Origin of the sequence: Methanoculleus oceani (assembly GCF_023702065.1) — an archaeon.
Classification (GTDB): domain Archaea; phylum Halobacteriota; class Methanomicrobia; order Methanomicrobiales; family Methanoculleaceae; genus Methanoculleus; species Methanoculleus oceani.
This window is the reverse complement of sequence record NZ_QFDM01000001.1, coordinates 520,036-537,525: the sequence shown is the minus strand read 5'-3', so window position 1 is coordinate 537,525 and position 17,490 is coordinate 520,036. Positions and strand designations below refer to the sequence as shown.

The window sequence follows — 17,490 nt, the reverse complement described above, 5'->3', positions numbered from 1 at the left end:
CCTTCGAACATCCGGTGATCCGCCATGACACACCTTCTGTCCTTCACCGTTGAGGGGATAGCCTGTGCGCTCCCTCTCGCCGAGACCCGGCAGGTCGTCGGCATGGTGGAACTCCGGCCCGAAGCAGGCAACCGCAGGGGAGGAGCGGGGACCATGAACCTGCACGGCAGGACCGTCCCGGTCTACTCGCTCCGGATGCTCCTCGGGCTCCCCGACCGCCCTCCCCTCCCCACCGACGCCCTCATCATCGCGCATCCCGGTCCTGACTGCGTAGCCCTCTGGGTGGACAGGGTGAAGGGGGTGCAGGAGAGCACGGTGCCGCTCCCGCCCGACGGCGACATCTCCTCCTCTCCGGGTGTTCTGGTGGCGGACAACGGAACGGTTCTCATCTACGATCTCTCCGCATTCCTTGCGGCGGAAGAGAACGGGCAGCTCCCCCTCCCGGGCGCGGTCGGAACCGGCGGGGAGGAGCCTTCCTGTGATCCCGGGAGAGCCGGGGCTATCCTCGCGGCCCGGGCGCGAGCGTTCGCGCAGCCGGAGGAGGAGCCGCCTGAAACCTCGTTCTCGGAGATCCTCACGTTCCGCCTCGCCAACCAGGAATACGCCATCAAGACGCAGTACATCCGGGAAGTCTTCATCATCCGTGAGATCACCCCGGTTCCCGGGGTGCCCGACTTCATCGCCGGGATCTGTACGGTCAGGGGAGAGATCATCTCCATCGTCGATCTCCGCACGCTTTTTTCGATCCCGAAGCATGGGCTGACAGACCTCAACCGGGTCATCGTTCTGACCGACGGAACGGTAACCTTCGGAATCCTTGCAGACTATATCACGGATATCGGCATCAGGCCGACCGACCAGTTCTCCCCCGTAGACCCCGGCATGACACCTATCGAACGGCGTTACCTGTTGGGCGCTACAGACGGATCGGTGATCGTCCTTGACGCGGCGGCGATCCTTGCCGATCCCGCGATGGTGATAAACGAAACCAGGAAGTAACGCCACTTTATCCGGTCGTTATGCAGAAAGCTCGCCAGGAATCGTTCTTTTACGGACGGATCATTATTTAACCCGAAGTGCAGATCAATCTATTCAGGCGTACAAGAGCGAGTGGAACGGAAGTAGTATGTTCACATTTTTTTCAGACATGAAAGTCGGGACGAAGATCCTCGTCATCTGCCTGTTTCTGGCGATCATCCCGACGCTTATGCTCGGCATAGTAGCGTATACCAGTTCGAGCGGTGTGATCAACGACCAGATCGAGACGTTGCTCGAGACGCAGGTGCACGACGCAAGGGGATGGACCAACGATGTCTACAAACTCACGCGCAATAAGGTGAACAGCGACCTCAACGTCCTCCGGGAGAACTTTTACGCCCGGGGCACCCCCGAGATCATCGACGGGAAACTGACGCTGGTGAACGACGGCGGCGATCCGTACGTCATCAACGATAACTTCGAGATCGTCGATCAGGTGCAGTCCCTGGTCGGCGGCGCAGCGACGGTCTTCCAGGTGTATGACGACCATGCCGTCCGGGTATCCACGAACGTCATCGGGACCGACGGTACCCGGGCAGTCGGAACCGAACTGACCCAGAACGTCTACGATGTCGTGGTGAACCAGGGGGAGACCTATTACGGGAGCAGAGACCTCTTCGGCAAGCGCTACGTCACCGCATACGAACCGATAAAGGACAGCAGCGGCACGACGGTAGGGGTTCTCTTCGTCGGAACCGAGGAGGAGGAGACGCTTGACGTCGTCAAGGCAAGCCTCAGGGAGACGGTCATCGGCCAGAACGGCTACATGTTCGTCATCGACAGCAACGGCCAGCTGCTCGTGCATCCGTCCCTCGAAGGAGAGAACTGGTCCGACGAGGACTTCGTCCAGGAGATGCTCGAGAATAAGGTCGGGGTCATCCGCCACGAGATCGACGGCACCGACATCATCGACGCCTATACCTATTTCGAGCCGCTCGACTGGCACATCGTCTCGCGTGCCGAACTCTCCGACTTCACCGGACCGATAGATACCATAAGGAATACGATCATCGTCGTCGTCCTCGCATCCATCGCCATCGGTGTCGCCATAGCCATCCTCTTCGGCCGTTCGATCTCTGAGCCCCTGCAGCAGGTCGTGCTGATGCTCAAAGAGCTCCGCAACGGGCACCTCTCCGCCCGGCTCAACATCAAGCGGCAGGACGAGATCGGGGTCATGGCTAAAACGATGGATGAGTTTGCCGGCGACCTCCAGACGAACGTCGTCGGGAACTTGAAGAAGATCGCCCTCGGCGAGTATGTCCAGGAGTTCCCGGTCACCGATGAAGGCGACGAGATCCGCCCCGCGCTCGCGCTGATGGTCCAGTCCCTCGACCATCTCCATAAAGAGACGCTCAAACTCACGGACGCCGCCCGCGCAGGCGACCTCTCCATTCGCGGGGATGAGAAGGCGTTCCGCGGCGGATACCGGATGATCATCGCCGGGTTCAACAAGACCCTTGAATCGATAACGGAACCGGTGAACGAGGCGATGCGGCTTGCGCGATTCTATGCTTCCGGCGACTTTACCGCCCGGTTCGACGAGAAGATCCCGGTTGCCGGGGAGTTTGTCGCTTACCGTGACGCCCTCAATACCATTGGGATCGAACTCTCGCGGCTGATGAAACTGATCAGCGAGGAACTCTACGAAGGGGTCTCGGTGCTCTCTCTGGCATCGAACGAGATCCTGGCGGTCACGACCCAGCTCTCCGCGGCCAGTTCGCAGACCGCCGCAACGGTGAACGAGACCTCGGATTCGGTCGAGAGCGTCCGGAAGAAGACCGAACTGGTGAACCAGAAGACGAAAGGCGTCTCCGAGAAGGCAATGCGGGCGCTCGACGTCTCAAAGGACGGCCAGAAGTCCGTGCGTGAGATCCTGGAGGGTATGAACCAGATCCAGCGGCAGATGGATATCGTCCGGATGAATGTCATCCGGCTCTCGGAACAGAGCCAGGCCGTCGGCGAGATCATCGCGACCGTGACCGATATCTCCGAACAGTCCAACCTGCTCGCGGTGAACGCCTCTATCGAAGCCGCAAAGGCCGGGGAGTTCGGGAAAGGGTTTGCAGTCGTCGCGAACGAGATTCACAACCTCGCCGAGCAGTCGAAGAAGGCGACCTCAAACATCCGTGTCATCCTCACCGACATTCAGCAGGGGGTCTCCTCGACTGCGGTCTCGACCGAGCAGGGGATACGATCCGTCGCGGATGCAGCCCGGTTGACGAGCAACGCGCAGGAAGCGATCGAAGTGCTCGCCCGGTCGATAGCAGACACCTCGCAGGAGGTCATCGAGATCGCCGCCTCGATCCAGACGCAGGCATCGGGGGTCGACCAGATCTCCCGCGCGATGGAGAATATTCGCGACGCGGCACAGAAGAACCTTGAAACCACTCACAAGGCGGAGAAGACTGCCGGAGACCTGCACGAGCTCGGTGACCGCTTGAAGAGGATCACCCAGCAGTACCGGGTCTAACACGACCTGCCATGACCGGATCGGACGATGTATTCCGTGCCCGTCTCCTCGAGACGTTCCGCGAGGAGGCGGACGAGTACCTTGAAGCAATCACCGAAGGGCTGATCGAGCTTGAGAAGGCGGGGCCGACGCCCGAACTGATCGAGTCGGTCTACCGCAGGATCCACAGTCTGAAGGGCGCGGCACGTGCGGTTAACCTCCGGGAGATCGAGTCACTCTGCCAGAACCTCGAGACTGTCTTCTCCCTGGTGAAACGGGGCGAGTACACACCCGGCGTGGACGACTTCGATCTCTTCCACCGGACACTTGCGGTCGTGAAGGCGCTTCTCCGCGGAGAGAGACCCGGTATCTCGCCGGCGGAGATCAACGGGGCGCTCCGGGCCCTTCCCGGCAGGAAGAGGCCGGCCGAAGAGAGCCGTGACGACAGGGCTTTCGGGAATGGTCCCCCGGACGACCGGCGGGACGAACCGGGCCCGGCCTTCCGGGAGAGCCACGCCCCCGACACGGCAGGGGTCCGTAACGGTGCCGAGCCGGCCGGGCCGGGACCGGACGGGGGCACGGTGCGGATTGCGGCCCACAAACTCGACCGGCTCACCACCGGGGCCGACAATCTCCTCACGGCACGGCTCTTCATCACGCAGCGAATACGCGAACTTGAGGAGATGACGGCCCGTTTTGCCCTCTGGCAGTGGAACCACTCACAGGCGTTCAACGACCTATACCTGATCCGCAGGAAGGTTTTCGGCGAGGAGAAGGCAGCGATCCCACCCGACCTTGTCCTGCCGCTCCAGCGGGCGGTCGAGTTCCTGGAGTACAACCGGGAGTTCGTGACCTACCTGCAGCACGACCTCGCCACGCATCTCCGTGCCATGGAGATCGACCAGTCGGCACTCAAGACGAGCACCTCCGAGATCTCCGATCTGATCCACGATGCCGCGCTGCTCCCGGCCTCAAGCATGCTCACACCGTTCTCCGCGTTCGTGAGAGAGTTCTCCCGAACCTCGGGAAAATCGGTTGACCTCACCATCGAGGGGGGGGAGATCGAGGTGGACCGGCGCATTCTCGATGCGCTGAAAGAGCCCGTCATGCATCTTATCCGCAACAGTATCGACCACGGCATCGAGGATCCACATATCCGGCTAACCCGAAAGAAACCGGCCACCGGTTCCGTGCGGATCCGGGTCTTTCCCCGCTCCGGCAGCAGGGTCGGCATCGAGGTGGCCGATGACGGCGCCGGCATCGACAGCAGCGCGATACGGAGAACCGCCGTCGAGAACGGGGTGATCACGGAGGATGAGGACGAGGGCCTCACGGACAGCGAGGCGATCTGGCTCATCTTCAGGTCGGGGATGACGACGAGCCGGATCGTCACCGACCTCTCGGGGAGAGGGCTCGGGCTTGCGATCGTGGAGGATACCGTATCCCGTCTCGGGGGAGAGGTGACGGTCTCCTCGGCTGTCGGACGAGGGACCTCCATCACCTTCTTCGTTCCGGTCAGGATGGCCACCCTCCGCGGGCTGCTCGTCCGCTCCGGGAAGCAGGTGTACGTCCTTCCGATGCAGCAGGTCAAGCAGGTCCTCCGGATTCGCCCCGGCTCCCTGGTCCTCTCCAGGGGCCGACCGACGATCCGGCTTTCAGGGGAGACGATCGAGGTCATCCAGCTCACCGATGCCCTGGGTATCCCTCCATCCGGCTCTCATGACCCTGGAGAACGAGGGGCAACCGCTCCCACCGACCGCGAGTCGCACCTTCAGTGCTCCCGCTCCGGGCGTGCTGCCCACCGCGAGTCGCACCTTCAGTGCTCCCGCTCCGGGCGCGCCGCCCACCGCGAGTCGCACCTTCAGTACTCCCGCTCCGGCTCTTACGACCCGTCGCGTCCAACACCCCTCGTCATCATCGCATACGGGGCAGGGCAGATCGGGTGCATGGTCGACGAGGTTATCCGGGTGCAGGAGATCGTCGTCCGGCCGCTCGGGAGCCAGCTCCGTTCCGTCCGAAGGATCGAGGGAGCCGTGATCCTCGGGGACGGGAGCGTGGCGCTCGTTCTCGACCCCCTCGAGCTGATCCAGGACGCGATGCAGGCGGACCGGTCGGCACCTCCCCCGGCACTCCCGGGAGAGACGGGGCGGCGTATCCTCGTCGTGGAGGACTCGGTTACGTCCCGGGTCCTGCTGCAGACGGTTCTTGAAGGGGCTGGATATCAGGTAGAGACTGCCGTCGACGGCATCGACGCATTCGCAAGGCTTAAGCAGCATGAGTTTGATATGGTCGTGTCAGACGTAGATATGCCCCGGATGAACGGTTTTACGCTCACCGAGAAGATACGTGCCGAAGGCCGGCAGCTTGCCGGGCTTCGGGTGGCGCTGGTCACTTCGCTCGACTCGCCCGAAGACCGGGAGCGGGGGAAAGCGGTCGGGGCGGACGCCTATATCGTCAAGAGCAGTTTCGAGACGGGGGACTTTCTCGAGATGATCCACCGCCTGATGCGTCGCCGCTGACGGAAAGGAGGGCCGACATGGAAGATAAACACGATGTAACGGCAATGAGTATTCTGGTGGTGGAGGATAGCCGGACGCAGGCCGAACTCCTCCGTCACATGCTTGAGACGGAAGGATACGATGTTGCCCTGGCGGCGGACGGCATCGAGGCGATACGGCGGATAGGAACCGGCCGACCCGACATCGTCCTGACCGACGTCATGATGCCCGGGATGGACGGATACGAGCTCTGCCGCCGGATCAAGGAGAATTTCCCGGATATCCCGGTCATCCTGGTCACCAATCTCTACGATCCTGCCGACGTGATGCGAGGGCTTGCATCCGGGGCCGACAGTTTCATCGTCAAGCCTGTCGACCCGGGACACGTCCGCTCCCAGATTGACGCCGTCCTGCGGACGCGAGAGATGCCCGACCCGGACGGTTCTCCCGCAGGACTGGAGGTCCCTTTCTCCGGCAGCACCTATACCATCGCTGCCGGAAGGCGCAAGATCCTGAACACGCTCCTCTCAACATATACCGTCGCGGTGACGAAGAACGCCGAGCTCCAGGAAGCGCAGGAACAGTTGCACTCCTTGAACGATCAGCTCAGGGAGGCCGTCGAGGATCTCTCGCGCAGCAACGAGAGTCTTGCGGCGGAGAACCAGGAACGGAGACGCGTGGAGAAGGCGCTCGCGGACGCCAACAGAAAACTCCAGCTCATGGCGAGCATCACCCGCCACGACCTCTTAAACCAGCTCTCGGCGCTCGGGGGGTATCTCGACCTGGGCCGGACGCTGCGCGAGAGGGAACCGGCGAATGCATGGCACCATGTCGAGAGCGCCGGCGAGATGGTGAACCGGATCAGCAATACCCTCCGGTTTACGGCCGAATACCAGAAGGTGGGGGCGACGTCCCCCCTCTGGCAGGAGGTCCGAACGCTTGTGGATCGATCGAAGAAGTACGTCTCGGTGGGCACGGTAACCCTTGAGAACGCCGTTCCGGCAGGGGTGGAGATCTACGCTGACCCGCTCATCGAGAAGGTATTCTCAAACCTCATCGAGAACGCACTGCGCTACGGGGAGAAGGTCACCACCATCACCTTCAGCCTCAAACGGGAGGGGGACGCATATGTCATCCTCTGTGAAGATGACGGAGCGGGGATACCTCCCGACGAGAAGGAGAAGATCTTCTCCTACGCGCACGGCATGAACACCGGCCTCGGCCTCTTCCTCGCACGGGAGATCCTCGCCATCACCGGGATCACCATCCGGGAGACGGGTGAGACGGGGAGGGGAGCACGGTTCGAACTCCTCTGTCCGGTGGAGGTGATCCGTGCCGGCGGCCAGCACACGGAATGAACACAGGCACCGCCGGCCGGGAGCGAACTCCCGATCCAGGGCGAAACCACAGCCGCAGGTCTTCCCATGAACGTCGGAAATTCCCTCACCACGTTCCTCCCCGATGCGCGTAACCGGATCGCGCTCATCGCAGTGCTGACCGTGCTGACCCTCGGCGGGAACCTGCTCGGCCTGGTCCTCGGTGCCCCGGAAGGTCTCCTCCCCCTCCCCGCCCTCCCGCTCAGCATCCCGATCATCCTCGCGAGCTACTGGTATCCACGGCGCGGCATCATCTTCTCCGTGTGCCTCGCGGCGGCCTACGCCGTCACGGTCTTCCTCCTCTCCCCGTCCGCTCCGCTGTTTGCTCTCACCATACTCCCTCGTGCGGTCTTCCTCGTCCTCGTCGGCGGCGTGGTCGCGCTCCTCTCAACGAGACTCCGGGAGTCCGAACAGCAGATGAACGAGATCATCGAGTTTCTGCCCGACGCGACCTTTGCCATCGACCGCGAGGGGAGGGTCATCGCCTGGAACCGCGCGATCGAAGCGATGACGGGGGTGAAGAAGGATGCCATGCTCGGCCGGGGGGACTATGATTACGCACTGCCCTTCTACGGCGAGCGACGGGCGCTGCTCGCAGACCGGATCCTCCGTGGCGACCCCGAGGCAGGGTACCCTTCGATCAGGAGAGAGGGGAACACTCTCGTCTCGGAGGTCCTCGCCCCCTGTCTCCGGAACGGGCGGGGGGCACATATCAGGTTCGCAGCGACCGCGCTTCTCGACCGGAGCGGCAAGGTCACCGGAGCTATCGAGTCCATCCGGGACGTCAGCGACGAGGTCATGACGGAGGCTGCGCTTCAGAACGCCAGCCGCCAGCTCAACACCCTCTCGGGAATCCTTCGCACCGACCTCTCGAACCGGCTTGCAATCCTGTACGGGCATCTCTCGGTGGGCGTGATGAAGTTCGACGATCCCGAGATCCTCTCCTTCATCGACGACTTAAACGATGCTGCAAACGGTATCCGGCGGCAGATCGAGATCTCCCGCGAGTTCCGCGATATCGGGGCATCGCCGCCGGCATGGATCCCCGTGCAGAAGACCATCCGGAACGCGGCCGAGGGCCTCTCCTTTGGTGCCGTCTCCCTCCAGGCATGGACGGAGCGGCTCGAGGTCTTCGCCGACCCCCATCTGGAGACGGTCTTTACCCACCTCTTTGAGAACGCCCTGGATCCGGCGACGGGGGCGACCCGGATCGTCATCACCTATCAACTGCGCCCGGAAGGCTGTGCAATCATCGTCGAGGACGACGGGACCGGCATCACCGACGCGGAGAAGGAGAAGCTCTTCATCCAGAACCCGGACGGGTACGGGCACGGACTCTTCCTCGCCCACGAGATACTTGCCATAACCGGGATCGCAATTCGCGAGACCGGAACATTCGGATCAGGAGCGAAGTTTGAGATCCTCGTGCCGTCCGAAGGATACAGGATTGTCTGAGGTGCTCGGAATGATAACTGCTGTTCTTTCAGGAATTGAGATCAGGGCGGCCGGCATCGGGCCGGTGGTCCGTGAACTCGGGAGCGTGGAGTTCTCCGCGGCGAACGAGGTCTGGCGCGATTACCACGGTACGGTAGGCGACCCCGACCGGGACAGGGTCTTTGCGGTCTTCCTTGCAGGGACAATCGTCTCTCTCGCCCGGTGCAGGAGACACCCCGACGGCAGCATGGAGGTGGACGGCGTCTTCACGTCCGAAACCTGTCGCGGCAGGGGGTATGCCCGCATGGCGGTGAACGCTCTGGTCGTGGCCTGCCACAACGACGACCTCTTTATGTACGCAGTCGAGAGCCTGGCCGGATTTTACGCGGGGTTCGGGTTCATCTCGATACCGGAACGCGACCTTCCATCCGGTACCCGCGAACGCTACACCTGGGCGGCGGGGAACCTGGAGGGCGCGGAAGTTCGGCCGATGCGCCGGAGAGCCGGGCTGTAGACCCCGGCCGTTACCCCCACCGCAGGGTTGCCGGTGCAGAAGCGGCCGGGCTTCCAGCAACCCGGAGGGGAGGTGTGCAGGCACAATCCTTATCTTCCGGCGAGAGAGTACCCCAGAGGGAGCAGATAGCGATGGCAGACGTCTATTTCGCGAATCTCAGGGCGAGAAGCCACCACGAGAGCAAAGTACAGAAGATCCGCCGCCTCTTCGATGCAGCCGGGTTTGCGGAGGTGATCCGGCCGGGGGACCTTGCGGCCATCAAACTGCACGCCGGGGAGCGTGGGTGCGACACCTACGTCCACCCGGTCTTTGCCCGGCAGGTGGTCGATAAGGTGAAGGAGCGTCGGGCGCACCCGTTCATCACCGATACCGGCACCCTTTATGCGGGGAGCAGGGCCGACGCCGTCAGGCATACCGTCACTGCCATCGAGCACGGGTTCGACTACGCCGTGGTCGGCGCCCCGGTGATCGTCGCCGACGGGTTGCGGGGCGGGTACTGGGGAGAAGTCGCCATCGACGCCAGCCACTTCCGGAGTGTCCGTATAGCCGGGAACATCCTCGACGCCGACAGTATGATCGTCCTCTCGCATGTCAAAGGCCACGACCTCGCCGGGTTTGGGGGGGCGATCAAGAACCTGGCGATGGGTTGTGCCCCGCCCTCCGGGAAGGCGGAGCAGCACGCCGGCCGGCCGCTCCTGGAGAGCGAGAACTGCATCGGATGCGGCAGGTGCACCCAGGTCTGCCCGCAGGCGGCGATGACCATCGTCGACGGACGGGCGCAGTTCAACCCGGAGCACTGCGTCGGGTGCGGCGACTGCATGCGATCCTGCGAGGCGGGAGCGATCGAGTTCGACTGGACGACGGAGATCCGGCCGTTCCTTGAGAGGCTCTGTGAATACGCTCTCGGTGCTGTCCGCGGTAAATCCGGGAGGGTGGGCTACATCAATTTCCTCCTCAACATCACCCCCGACTGCGACTGCGTCCCCTGGAGCGACGCGGCGATCGTCCCCGACATCGGGATCCTCGCCTCCACCGACCCGGTTGCGATCGACCACGCGAGCCTCGACCTCGTCAACAGCGAGCTCGGGTTTGCCCGGACACTGCTTGCGGAGAACTTCGCTCCCGGGGAGGACAAGTTTAAGGGGGTCTGGGACTACACGGACGGCAGATACCAGATCGCCTACGCTGCCCGGATCGGGCTTGGCGATGCCTCTTACCGGCTGATCGAGGTGTAAGATGACGAACGGAAAAGTATTGCTCCTCTGCGGGAGTCCCCGGCTCGAGGGGAACACCGCACTGGTGCTCAGGGAGTGTGCAAAGGTTCTCGAGCGCGAGGGTATTGAGACCGAGACCGTACTGCTTGCGGAGATGCGCATCCTCTCCTGCACCGCCTGCGGGCTCTGCACCGGGGGGGAGTGCGCCCTCGATGACGGCTTAAACGAGATCATCGCGAAGATCCGGGAGGCTGACGGGTTCATCGTCGGCGCCCCGGTCTACTTCGGGACTGCACGGGGCGACGTCATGTCGGCGCTGCAACGGATCGGGATGGTCTCGATGTCGTCGGACTCGTTCCTCTCCCGGAAGGTGGGCGGCCCGATCGCCGTGGCGCGGCGGGGCGGGCATACCGCCACGCTCCAGGAGATGCTGATGTTTTACCTGATCAACGACATGATCGTGCCGGGCTCGACCTACTGGAACATGGTCTTCGGGCGAGCGCCGGGAGAAGCCTTAAACGACGAAGAAGGGATGAGAACGGTCCGGCGGTTCGCCGCGAACGTGGCGTTCCTGATCGGGAAACTGCACTGAAGCCTGGCGGACCTTCTGCCGGAACCACATGCGGCCCGGGGGGGAACGGCAGCGTCTCCCCGGCCCCCTGCTGAAGAAGAACCTTTTTCACCCTGCCCGGTGAGGGATCACCATGGATCTTTCGTCTGAGGCGATCAGCCCGGATGTCGCGGATACGGCACCGCTGACCCGGCGGGAGATCGCCGACCTCGCATCGGAGGTCCCGGACTGGTCGATCGAAGGCGGGCGCCTCTGCGCCCGGTTCGCCTGCAAGGAGTTCTGTGACGCCGTGAAATTCCTCCGCGAGGTCGCCGTGTTCTCCGCGCGGGAGAACCATCTCCCGGATATCGGCATCCACGAAGGCAGGTTCGTGTATGTCGCCTGGTACACCTACGCCATCGGCGGGCTCTCCCGGAACGACTTTATCATGGCCGCACGGCTCTCCGGGTGGCTCAGGTCCCGGCAGGGGGCGGACCTTTAACCGGTGTCGAAGGCCCGCATGACCCTTGCTTTGATGGCCTCTTTCGGGAGCGCACCGACCGCCCGGTCGACAAGCATGCCGTTCGCGAAGAACAGGAGCGTCGGTATCGCGGTGATGCTGAAGCTCCCTGCCATGGCAGGGTTCTGGTCGACGTTGCACTTGCCGAAGGTCACCCTGCCGGAGAAATCACGCGCAAGGTCCTCGATAGCCGGGGCCACCATCCGGCAGGGACCGCACCATTCCGCCCAGACGTCGACGACCAGCGAAGGATGCTTTTGTAGAGTCTCCCGGAACGTGTCGTCGACGACCTCGATGACACCGCCCGTGGTGCCCTGGATCCGCGCTTCGAGTTCCCGGAGGCGCTCTTCCCGGAGACGCTGCAGGTCGTCGTCCACCGGCCTCTTTTCTTCCATACAGCGGAATTATGCTGTCCGCTCGTATTAAATGATTGGATTATGGGGACGACTGGCGCGAGCATGGCGAGCGGCGGGAGTTCGAGAAAACGCGAAGCGTTTTCGAGTAACGACGGGCGGGAGCGGAGCATGAGAAACCCGAAGGGTTTCGAACGGCGACGCTCCGCAGGATGCGAGGGTTCGTTAGAACGACGTCCCGAAAGGACGGAGTTTGAGAAACCCTTCGGGTTTCGAGAACCAGAGTGTGAGAAGCCATCAGGCTTCGATGCGCCGATTCGGCCCGCGGAAAGGTATATATCCTCTTGAAAACAATGGTATATACCTCACAGATGGGAAGCGAGGTGGGGTAGTCAGGAAATCCCGGCGGGCTCATAACCCGTAGATCGATGGTTCAAATCCATCCCTCGCTATGTTCGGTTCTCTGATGGTTTCGCGCTTTTGTATTCGTTGTTTGTCTTCCGCTCCACAATGCCGTTTTCCTGCACGCTCTGTGCCAATGGGCCCGAAAACGGCCCCCAAACGCGCGCGCAGGTGCTTTAGGACGGGTGGCCCGGCCGATGTGAGTGACCGGAGCAACCGGTTCTTCCCGAGATCCGCGGTTCTGGCGGTGCCTGGGAGTTCTCGGTGAGAAGCGCGCTCGGTCCCGGAGATAAAAGAGAGGGGGGAGAACCACAGCCGGGAGAAGTCGCTTACAGATCCGGGGTTCAAGGGGTGCAAGAAAGCCCCCGGCTTGAGCCGTGGGGATGAATTGCACCCCTTGGTCAGAACACTTTCACCCCGCACGCGATACTCTATAGCCTGCTGAGCGCCCATGGAACCCTAGAGTTCGCAATGCGATACGTCACCAGATATCGGATCTACCCCTCGCAGAAGGTTGCCGGGCGGCTGTTCACCGGCTTTGCGAGATGCTCCTTTGTCCGGAACTGGTGTCTTGAGAACAAGATGTATCGGGACTCCTGTCTCCCGAAGTTGAAAGCCGAGTATCCTGAGCTGAAGGAGGTCCACAGCAAGGTTCTGCAGAACGTCATCCAGCAGATCGTCCACAACCTCCGTGCTCTCAGAAAACTGAAGGAAAAGGGGAGAAAGGTCGGCAAGCTCCGGAAGAAGTGGGTCAACTCGATGATCTACGAACAGACGGGGTTCCGGCTCACGGGCAACCGCCTCTGGCTGAGCAAGATCGGGGAGATGCGGATCGAGCTCAGCCGCCCGGTTCCTGGAAGGATCAAGCAGATCGTGATCAAGCATACTCCCGCTCACCGGTGGTTTGTGGCGATCATCTCCGAAACCCCCGATATCCCGGAACCGACGACCGGCACCCGGGCGGTCGGGATCGACCTGAACCTGGAGAACTTCTCTACCGACACCGAGGGCACGGTCTTCCCGCACCCGCACAACGTCAGGAAGGCCGCACAACGGCTCCGCCGGGCCCAGAGAAAGTTATCTCGGGCAGTGGACGGGGGCCGGAACCGCCGGAAACAGCGGATCCGGGTCGCTCGGATCCACGAGCTGGTCGAGAACCGGAGAAACGATTTCCTGCACAAGTGGAGCCGACACTATGTCGATAACTACGACTACATTGCTCTGGAACACCTCAACATCAAACCGATGGTCGAGTCTTTAGAGTCGAAGCTACGCGGCAGATCCAAAGCTATTCTCGATGCCGCGTAGTATAAGGCCAGAGAGTTCATACAGTACAAAGCTGCGAATGCTGGTAAGTATGTGCATCTGGTCGAGCCAGCCTATACGACTCAGGACTGTTTCCGCTGCGGGCACCGAGAGAAGAAGGATCTCGGGCAGCGGACCCATGCATGTCCGGTCTGTGGGTGTACTGTTCCCCGGGATCTGAACGCCGCACAAAATATCCTGAAACGAGCATCCGTAGGGTGGGGCACACCCGAATCTACGCTTGTGGAGATCGGGATCGCTACACCGCCAATTCCGGCGGTGCAAGTCCCGGTCAACGAAGCAAGAATCTCCCGACTTTAGCCGGGGAGAGTGTCAAGTCCGTTCCTTCCCGGTCCTGAAGGTCGAGAGGTCGGACTGGTGGGTTCCGGCCACGTAGTCCACGATAGAGTGGCAGCTCTTCTCCCCGTTGATATCCACCGGGTAGCACCCGGTCAGGCACCCGATACAGAGGTTCCGCTCACCGCACCCGATCGCCTCCACCAGATCCTCGAGCGGGATGTAGGTGAGCGACGTCGCACCGATGCTCGCCCGCACCGCCTCGATCTCTTTGCCGCTCGCGATCAGTTCCGCGCGGGTGGGCATATCTACCCCGAGGTAGCAGGGGGCAACGATCGGCGGGGAGCCGACCCGGAGATGGATCTCTTCCGTCCCCGCGTCCCGGATCATGTTCACGATCCGGCGGGACGTCGTCCCCCGGACGATGCTATCGTCGATGAGGACCACCCTTTTGTCTTTGAGGTTTCCCCTGACGGTGTTGAGTTTGATCCGGACCGCCCGCTCCCGCTGCTGCTGGGTCGGCATGATGAACGTCCGGCCCATGTAGCGGTTCTTCATCAGCCCCTCGACGAACGGGATCCCGGACCGCTCGGCGTAACCGGCGGCGTACGCGATGCCGGAGTCGGGGACCGGACAGACCGTATCCGCTTCGACGGGGTTCGCATCATAGAGTTTCTGCCCGATCCGGCGCCGCACGTCATAGACCAGCGTCCCGTCCATGACCGAGTCGGCGCGTGCGAAGTAGATGTACTCGAAGATGCAGTGCGCCCTCCTGTTCGCGGTCGCGACCTGGACGGACGAGAGCCCGTTTGCATCGATACGGATGAGTTCTCCCGGCAGCACGTCCCGGATGAACGTGCCGTCCAGTGCATCGATCGCCACGCTCTCCGATGCGACGATGTAGCCGTGGTCGAGCCTCCCGATGCAGAGCGGTTTGATGCCGAGCGGGTCGCGGAAGGCATAGATGGTATCGTTCAAGAGCGCGACGGTGGCGTAAGAACCCCGCAGCCGCCGCATGCAGAGCCGGACGGCATCCTCCATGCTCTTTGAGGTCCGGAGCGCATCGGCGATGATGTTCCCGATAATCTCGGTATCGGTCGTAGTGCAGAAGATCTGCCCCCGGCGCTCGTACTCCTCCCGGAGTTCGTCCGTGTTGACCAGGTTGCCGTTATGGGCGATAGAGAGGTCGAGCCCCCGGTACCTGAAGTTGAACGGCTGAACGTTCTCCGGGACCTTCGACCCGGTCGTCGGGTAGCGGACGTGTCCGATTCCGGCGTTGCCCCGCAGTTCCTGCAGGGTGTGGCTGTTAAACACCTCGGCAACGAGCCCCTGGTCCTTATGCGTGTACAGGGTCGTGCCTTCAAAAGTAGAGATCCCTGCGCTCTCCTGCCCCCTGTGCTGGAGAGCGTACAGGGCATAATACAACGGAAACGAGACACCGCCAGCATCGACGATGCCAACGATACCACACATGATACAACTCTAATGCGTCGGTACCTTTGCTTTCTTCTCTGTCCAGCGGTAACTGCGGATTCTCCGGCTTCTGCCAAAGCCACAGGCCGCACAGACCTTGTGCTGTGCGTGGAACGAGATCTTGCCGCAACGCCTGCAGGCGATGTGGGTGCGCTTCTGCCGCTTGCCCATTGAGGGTGTGCCTTTTGACATTCTCTCTCACCTAATGTTATTCAACTGAAGGGGTAATGTAGATCACATTGTCACCGCGGACGATCAACGTGCCGAGTTTCTGCGCCGCGCCGTCCACTTCTTCTTCTGCCTTATCCAATACCAGATTCATGTGAACGTCGTATCCCTGGAGGATCCCCCGGATCTCCCTCCCACCTTTCAGGCTGATGATGACGGGCTGACGATTCAGTACCTGATCTAAAATATCCAACGGTCTTGGCGTCATATGATTACCCTGTGCCGTCCTTTCTGGAGTAATATATTTGAGTGAGGAAGCTACTTAAATATAACCGCGTTGTTGCGCGAGGGTTAACACTTCCTCGAGGTATCGATTACATGCCAAAGATCACCGTAAAAAAACGTCACGTCATCCGGAAGTCACAGATCGCCGATCTCCTGGGTCAGCTTGCCGACGAGATCGGAGCGTCGGCCGACCTCTTTCGATCCGACCGGATCGAGCGGGTGGAGACGGATGCTTCCGTCGGGATCTACCTCGTCGATAAAAAGCCGCTCCTGATAGCCTCCGGGGACTGGGCCTTTCCCAGCCTGCGGGGCCTCATCGAGCACCCGATCCCCGAGCGGCGGGTGGTGGTCGACGCCGGTGCGGTCAGGTTCGTCGCCAACGGCGCGGATGCCATGCGCCCCGGGATCGTCTCGATCTCGCCGGATATCCGGGCGGGACACCCCGTACAGGTCGTCGAGGAGCGTTATGGCAAACCGCTCGCAATCGGGATTGCGCTCTTCGATGCCGCCGATATGGAGCGGCAGGAGAAGGGCAAGTCGGTCAAAAGCGTCCACTATGTCGGGGACGATATCTGGAATCTTGAGATATAACGGAGAAATTAAAAGATACTATTAAATAAAATTCATTCCTCACTTTTTCTATGGTTAAAAAGCTCTTTGACAGCATCCTCGGTAAAAGTCCCGCAAAAAATGAAGAGGACTACATGGAACTCGACCTCGCTTCCTACGAGGGATCGAACGAAGAAGCACCGGCATCCATGTACATCAAGATCGCCACCATCGCCGACCTCAAAGACACCCCCCGCGTCAAAGACGAGGTCTACAACGGCAACATCGTCATCGTCGATATCGGGCGGCTGAAGATGGACAAAGTGACGTTCGAGCGGGTCTTAAAGGATCTCCGCGACGTGGCAAAGGACGTGAACGGCGACATCGTCGGCCTCGGGGAGCAGAAATACGTCCTCATCACGCCCATGTCCGTCAAGGTCTCCCGCGAGAAGATCGGCGGTGGCATCTAGTGCGGGATTCCTATCAGGGAACCTGCCCCGCGTGCGGGGGCGAGATCCGGATCGTTTATCACCGCCTGGAGATCCCCCACTTCTCCGACCTCCTGCTCGTCGCAATCGCCTGCGACGCATGCGGCTACCGGCATACCGACACCATCATCCTCGGGGAGGGCGACCCGGTCCGGTGGACGGTGCGGGTCGAGGAGCCCGACGACCTCGCCATCCGGGTGGCGCGGAGCACGACGGGGACGATCGAGATCCCGGAACTCGGGCTGAAGGTCGAGCCCGGCACCGCCTGCGAAGGGTTCGTCACCAACATCGAGGGAGTCCTCTCCCGCTTCGAGCAGGCGTTGGAGACGATCCTCGCGAACCCCGAGAGCGACGACGAGCGGACGGCCGCACTCCGGATGCAGGAGACGATCGGCGCTGCACGGGAGGTGGCCTTCCCATTCACGGTGATCCTCGAGGACCCCGCCGGGAACAGCGCGCTTGTCAGTGAAAAAGCCGAAAAGATGCTCCTTGATCGGGAAGAAACCTGATACCTTTCTTTTTTGCCCCTCAGGGGTTAATCTAAAGTAGGACCTCCTCCCATACGCGACGCCCTGAG

At 61.8% G+C, this 17,490-nt stretch carries 17 protein-coding genes, 1 tRNA gene and 1 pseudogene; 15 read left to right on the top strand and 4 right to left on the bottom strand.

Going from position 1 to position 17,490, the window contains the following annotated elements; genetic code table 11:
• Window positions 1–24 precede the first annotated feature (24 nt).
• The 9 genes from DIC75_RS02825 (at window position 25) to DIC75_RS02785 (ending at window position 11,575) form a co-directional block, all read left to right on the top strand.
• On the top strand, window positions 25–999 hold the full coding sequence (locus DIC75_RS02825) for a chemotaxis protein CheW (RefSeq protein ID WP_250986491.1): 975 nt from the start codon (window positions 25–27) through the stop codon (window positions 997–999).
• Between the two features lie 148 nt (window positions 1,000–1,147).
• On the top strand, window positions 1,148–3,508 hold the full coding sequence (locus tag DIC75_RS02820; RefSeq protein WP_250986490.1) for a methyl-accepting chemotaxis protein: 2,361 nt from the start codon (window positions 1,148–1,150) through the stop codon (window positions 3,506–3,508).
• 11 nt (window positions 3,509–3,519) lie between these two features.
• Window positions 3,520–6,006, top strand: coding sequence for a hybrid sensor histidine kinase/response regulator (locus DIC75_RS02815; RefSeq protein WP_250986489.1), 2,487 nt, complete (start codon window positions 3,520–3,522; stop codon window positions 6,004–6,006).
• A 17-nt stretch (window positions 6,007–6,023) separates the two neighbouring features.
• Window positions 6,024–7,343 carry a hybrid sensor histidine kinase/response regulator gene (locus DIC75_RS02810; RefSeq protein ID WP_250986488.1) on the top strand — a complete coding sequence of 440 codons (1,320 nt, stop codon included), beginning with the start codon at window positions 6,024–6,026 and terminating at the stop codon, window positions 7,341–7,343.
• A gap of 66 nt (window positions 7,344–7,409) precedes the next feature.
• Window positions 7,410–8,816: a PAS domain S-box protein gene (locus DIC75_RS02805; RefSeq protein WP_250986487.1), complete on the top strand. Its 1,407-nt coding sequence runs from the start codon at window positions 7,410–7,412 to the stop codon at window positions 8,814–8,816.
• Between the two features lie 10 nt (window positions 8,817–8,826).
• On the top strand, window positions 8,827–9,309 hold the full coding sequence (locus DIC75_RS02800; protein ID WP_250986486.1) for a GNAT family N-acetyltransferase: 483 nt from the start codon (window positions 8,827–8,829) through the stop codon (window positions 9,307–9,309).
• A gap of 131 nt (window positions 9,310–9,440) precedes the next feature.
• Window positions 9,441–10,544 (top strand): DUF362 domain-containing protein, encoded by a 1,104-nt coding sequence (locus tag DIC75_RS02795; RefSeq protein ID WP_250986485.1) that lies wholly within the window; start codon window positions 9,441–9,443, stop codon window positions 10,542–10,544.
• A gap of 1 nt (window position 10,545) precedes the next feature.
• Window positions 10,546–11,115, top strand: a complete 570-nt coding sequence (locus tag DIC75_RS02790) for a flavodoxin family protein (protein ID WP_250986484.1) — start codon at window positions 10,546–10,548, stop codon at window positions 11,113–11,115.
• A gap of 112 nt (window positions 11,116–11,227) precedes the next feature.
• A complete protein-coding gene (locus tag DIC75_RS02785; protein ID WP_250986483.1) occupies window positions 11,228–11,575 on the top strand; it encodes a 4a-hydroxytetrahydrobiopterin dehydratase in 348 nt (115 codons plus the stop codon).
• On the opposite strand, the gene trxA is transcribed toward DIC75_RS02785, so the two are convergent.
• Window positions 11,572–11,988 (bottom strand): thioredoxin, encoded by a 417-nt coding sequence (trxA, locus tag DIC75_RS02780; protein WP_250986482.1) that lies wholly within the window; start codon window positions 11,986–11,988, stop codon window positions 11,572–11,574. The genes DIC75_RS02785 and trxA overlap by 4 nt on opposite strands.
• A gap of 335 nt (window positions 11,989–12,323) precedes the next feature.
• Between trxA and DIC75_RS02775 the strand changes: the two genes are divergently transcribed.
• From DIC75_RS02775 to DIC75_RS12315, 3 genes and pseudogenes are all read left to right on the top strand, one after another.
• Window positions 12,324–12,398: transfer RNA gene (locus DIC75_RS02775), tRNA-Met, on the top strand.
• Window positions 12,399–12,819: 421 nt separating this feature from the next.
• Entirely contained in the window at window positions 12,820–13,656 is an 837-nt protein-coding gene (locus tag DIC75_RS02770; RefSeq protein ID WP_250986481.1) for an RNA-guided endonuclease InsQ/TnpB family protein, read from the top strand.
• Between the two features lie 12 nt (window positions 13,657–13,668).
• Window positions 13,669–13,974: pseudogene (locus DIC75_RS12315) on the top strand (zinc ribbon domain-containing protein); the annotation flags it as partial.
• 12 nt (window positions 13,975–13,986) lie between these two features.
• Here DIC75_RS12315 and purF read toward each other — a convergent pair.
• Genes purF through DIC75_RS02755 form a run of 3 tightly spaced genes read right to left on the bottom strand, consistent with a single transcriptional unit; the run spans window position 13,987 to window position 15,859 of the window.
• Window positions 13,987–15,423, bottom strand: coding sequence for an amidophosphoribosyltransferase (gene purF, locus DIC75_RS02765; protein ID WP_250986480.1), 1,437 nt, complete (start codon window positions 15,421–15,423; stop codon window positions 13,987–13,989).
• A gap of 9 nt (window positions 15,424–15,432) precedes the next feature.
• Window positions 15,433–15,615 (bottom strand): 50S ribosomal protein L37e, encoded by a 183-nt coding sequence (locus tag DIC75_RS02760; RefSeq protein ID WP_082122590.1) that lies wholly within the window; start codon window positions 15,613–15,615, stop codon window positions 15,433–15,435.
• Between the two features lie 16 nt (window positions 15,616–15,631).
• Window positions 15,632–15,859: an LSM domain-containing protein gene (locus DIC75_RS02755; RefSeq protein WP_011843085.1), complete on the bottom strand. Its 228-nt coding sequence runs from the start codon at window positions 15,857–15,859 to the stop codon at window positions 15,632–15,634.
• A 110-nt stretch (window positions 15,860–15,969) separates the two neighbouring features.
• Here DIC75_RS02755 and DIC75_RS02750 point away from each other — a divergent pair, with 110 nt between their 5' ends.
• The 3 genes from DIC75_RS02750 to DIC75_RS02740 are packed head-to-tail and all read left to right on the top strand — an operon-like array spanning window position 15,970 to window position 17,422.
• The gene (locus tag DIC75_RS02750) at window positions 15,970–16,467 is read left to right on the top strand and encodes an RNA-binding protein (RefSeq protein WP_250986479.1); all 498 of its coding nucleotides are present in this window, start codon (window positions 15,970–15,972) and stop codon (window positions 16,465–16,467) included.
• A gap of 50 nt (window positions 16,468–16,517) precedes the next feature.
• Window positions 16,518–16,895 (top strand): cell division protein SepF, encoded by a 378-nt coding sequence (locus DIC75_RS02745; RefSeq protein WP_250986478.1) that lies wholly within the window; start codon window positions 16,518–16,520, stop codon window positions 16,893–16,895.
• Window positions 16,895–17,422, top strand: coding sequence for a ZPR1 zinc finger domain-containing protein (locus DIC75_RS02740; protein WP_250986477.1), 528 nt, complete (start codon window positions 16,895–16,897; stop codon window positions 17,420–17,422). Before DIC75_RS02745 ends, DIC75_RS02740 begins: the two co-directional genes overlap by 1 nt.
• The last annotated feature ends 68 nt before the right edge of the window (window positions 17,423–17,490 follow it).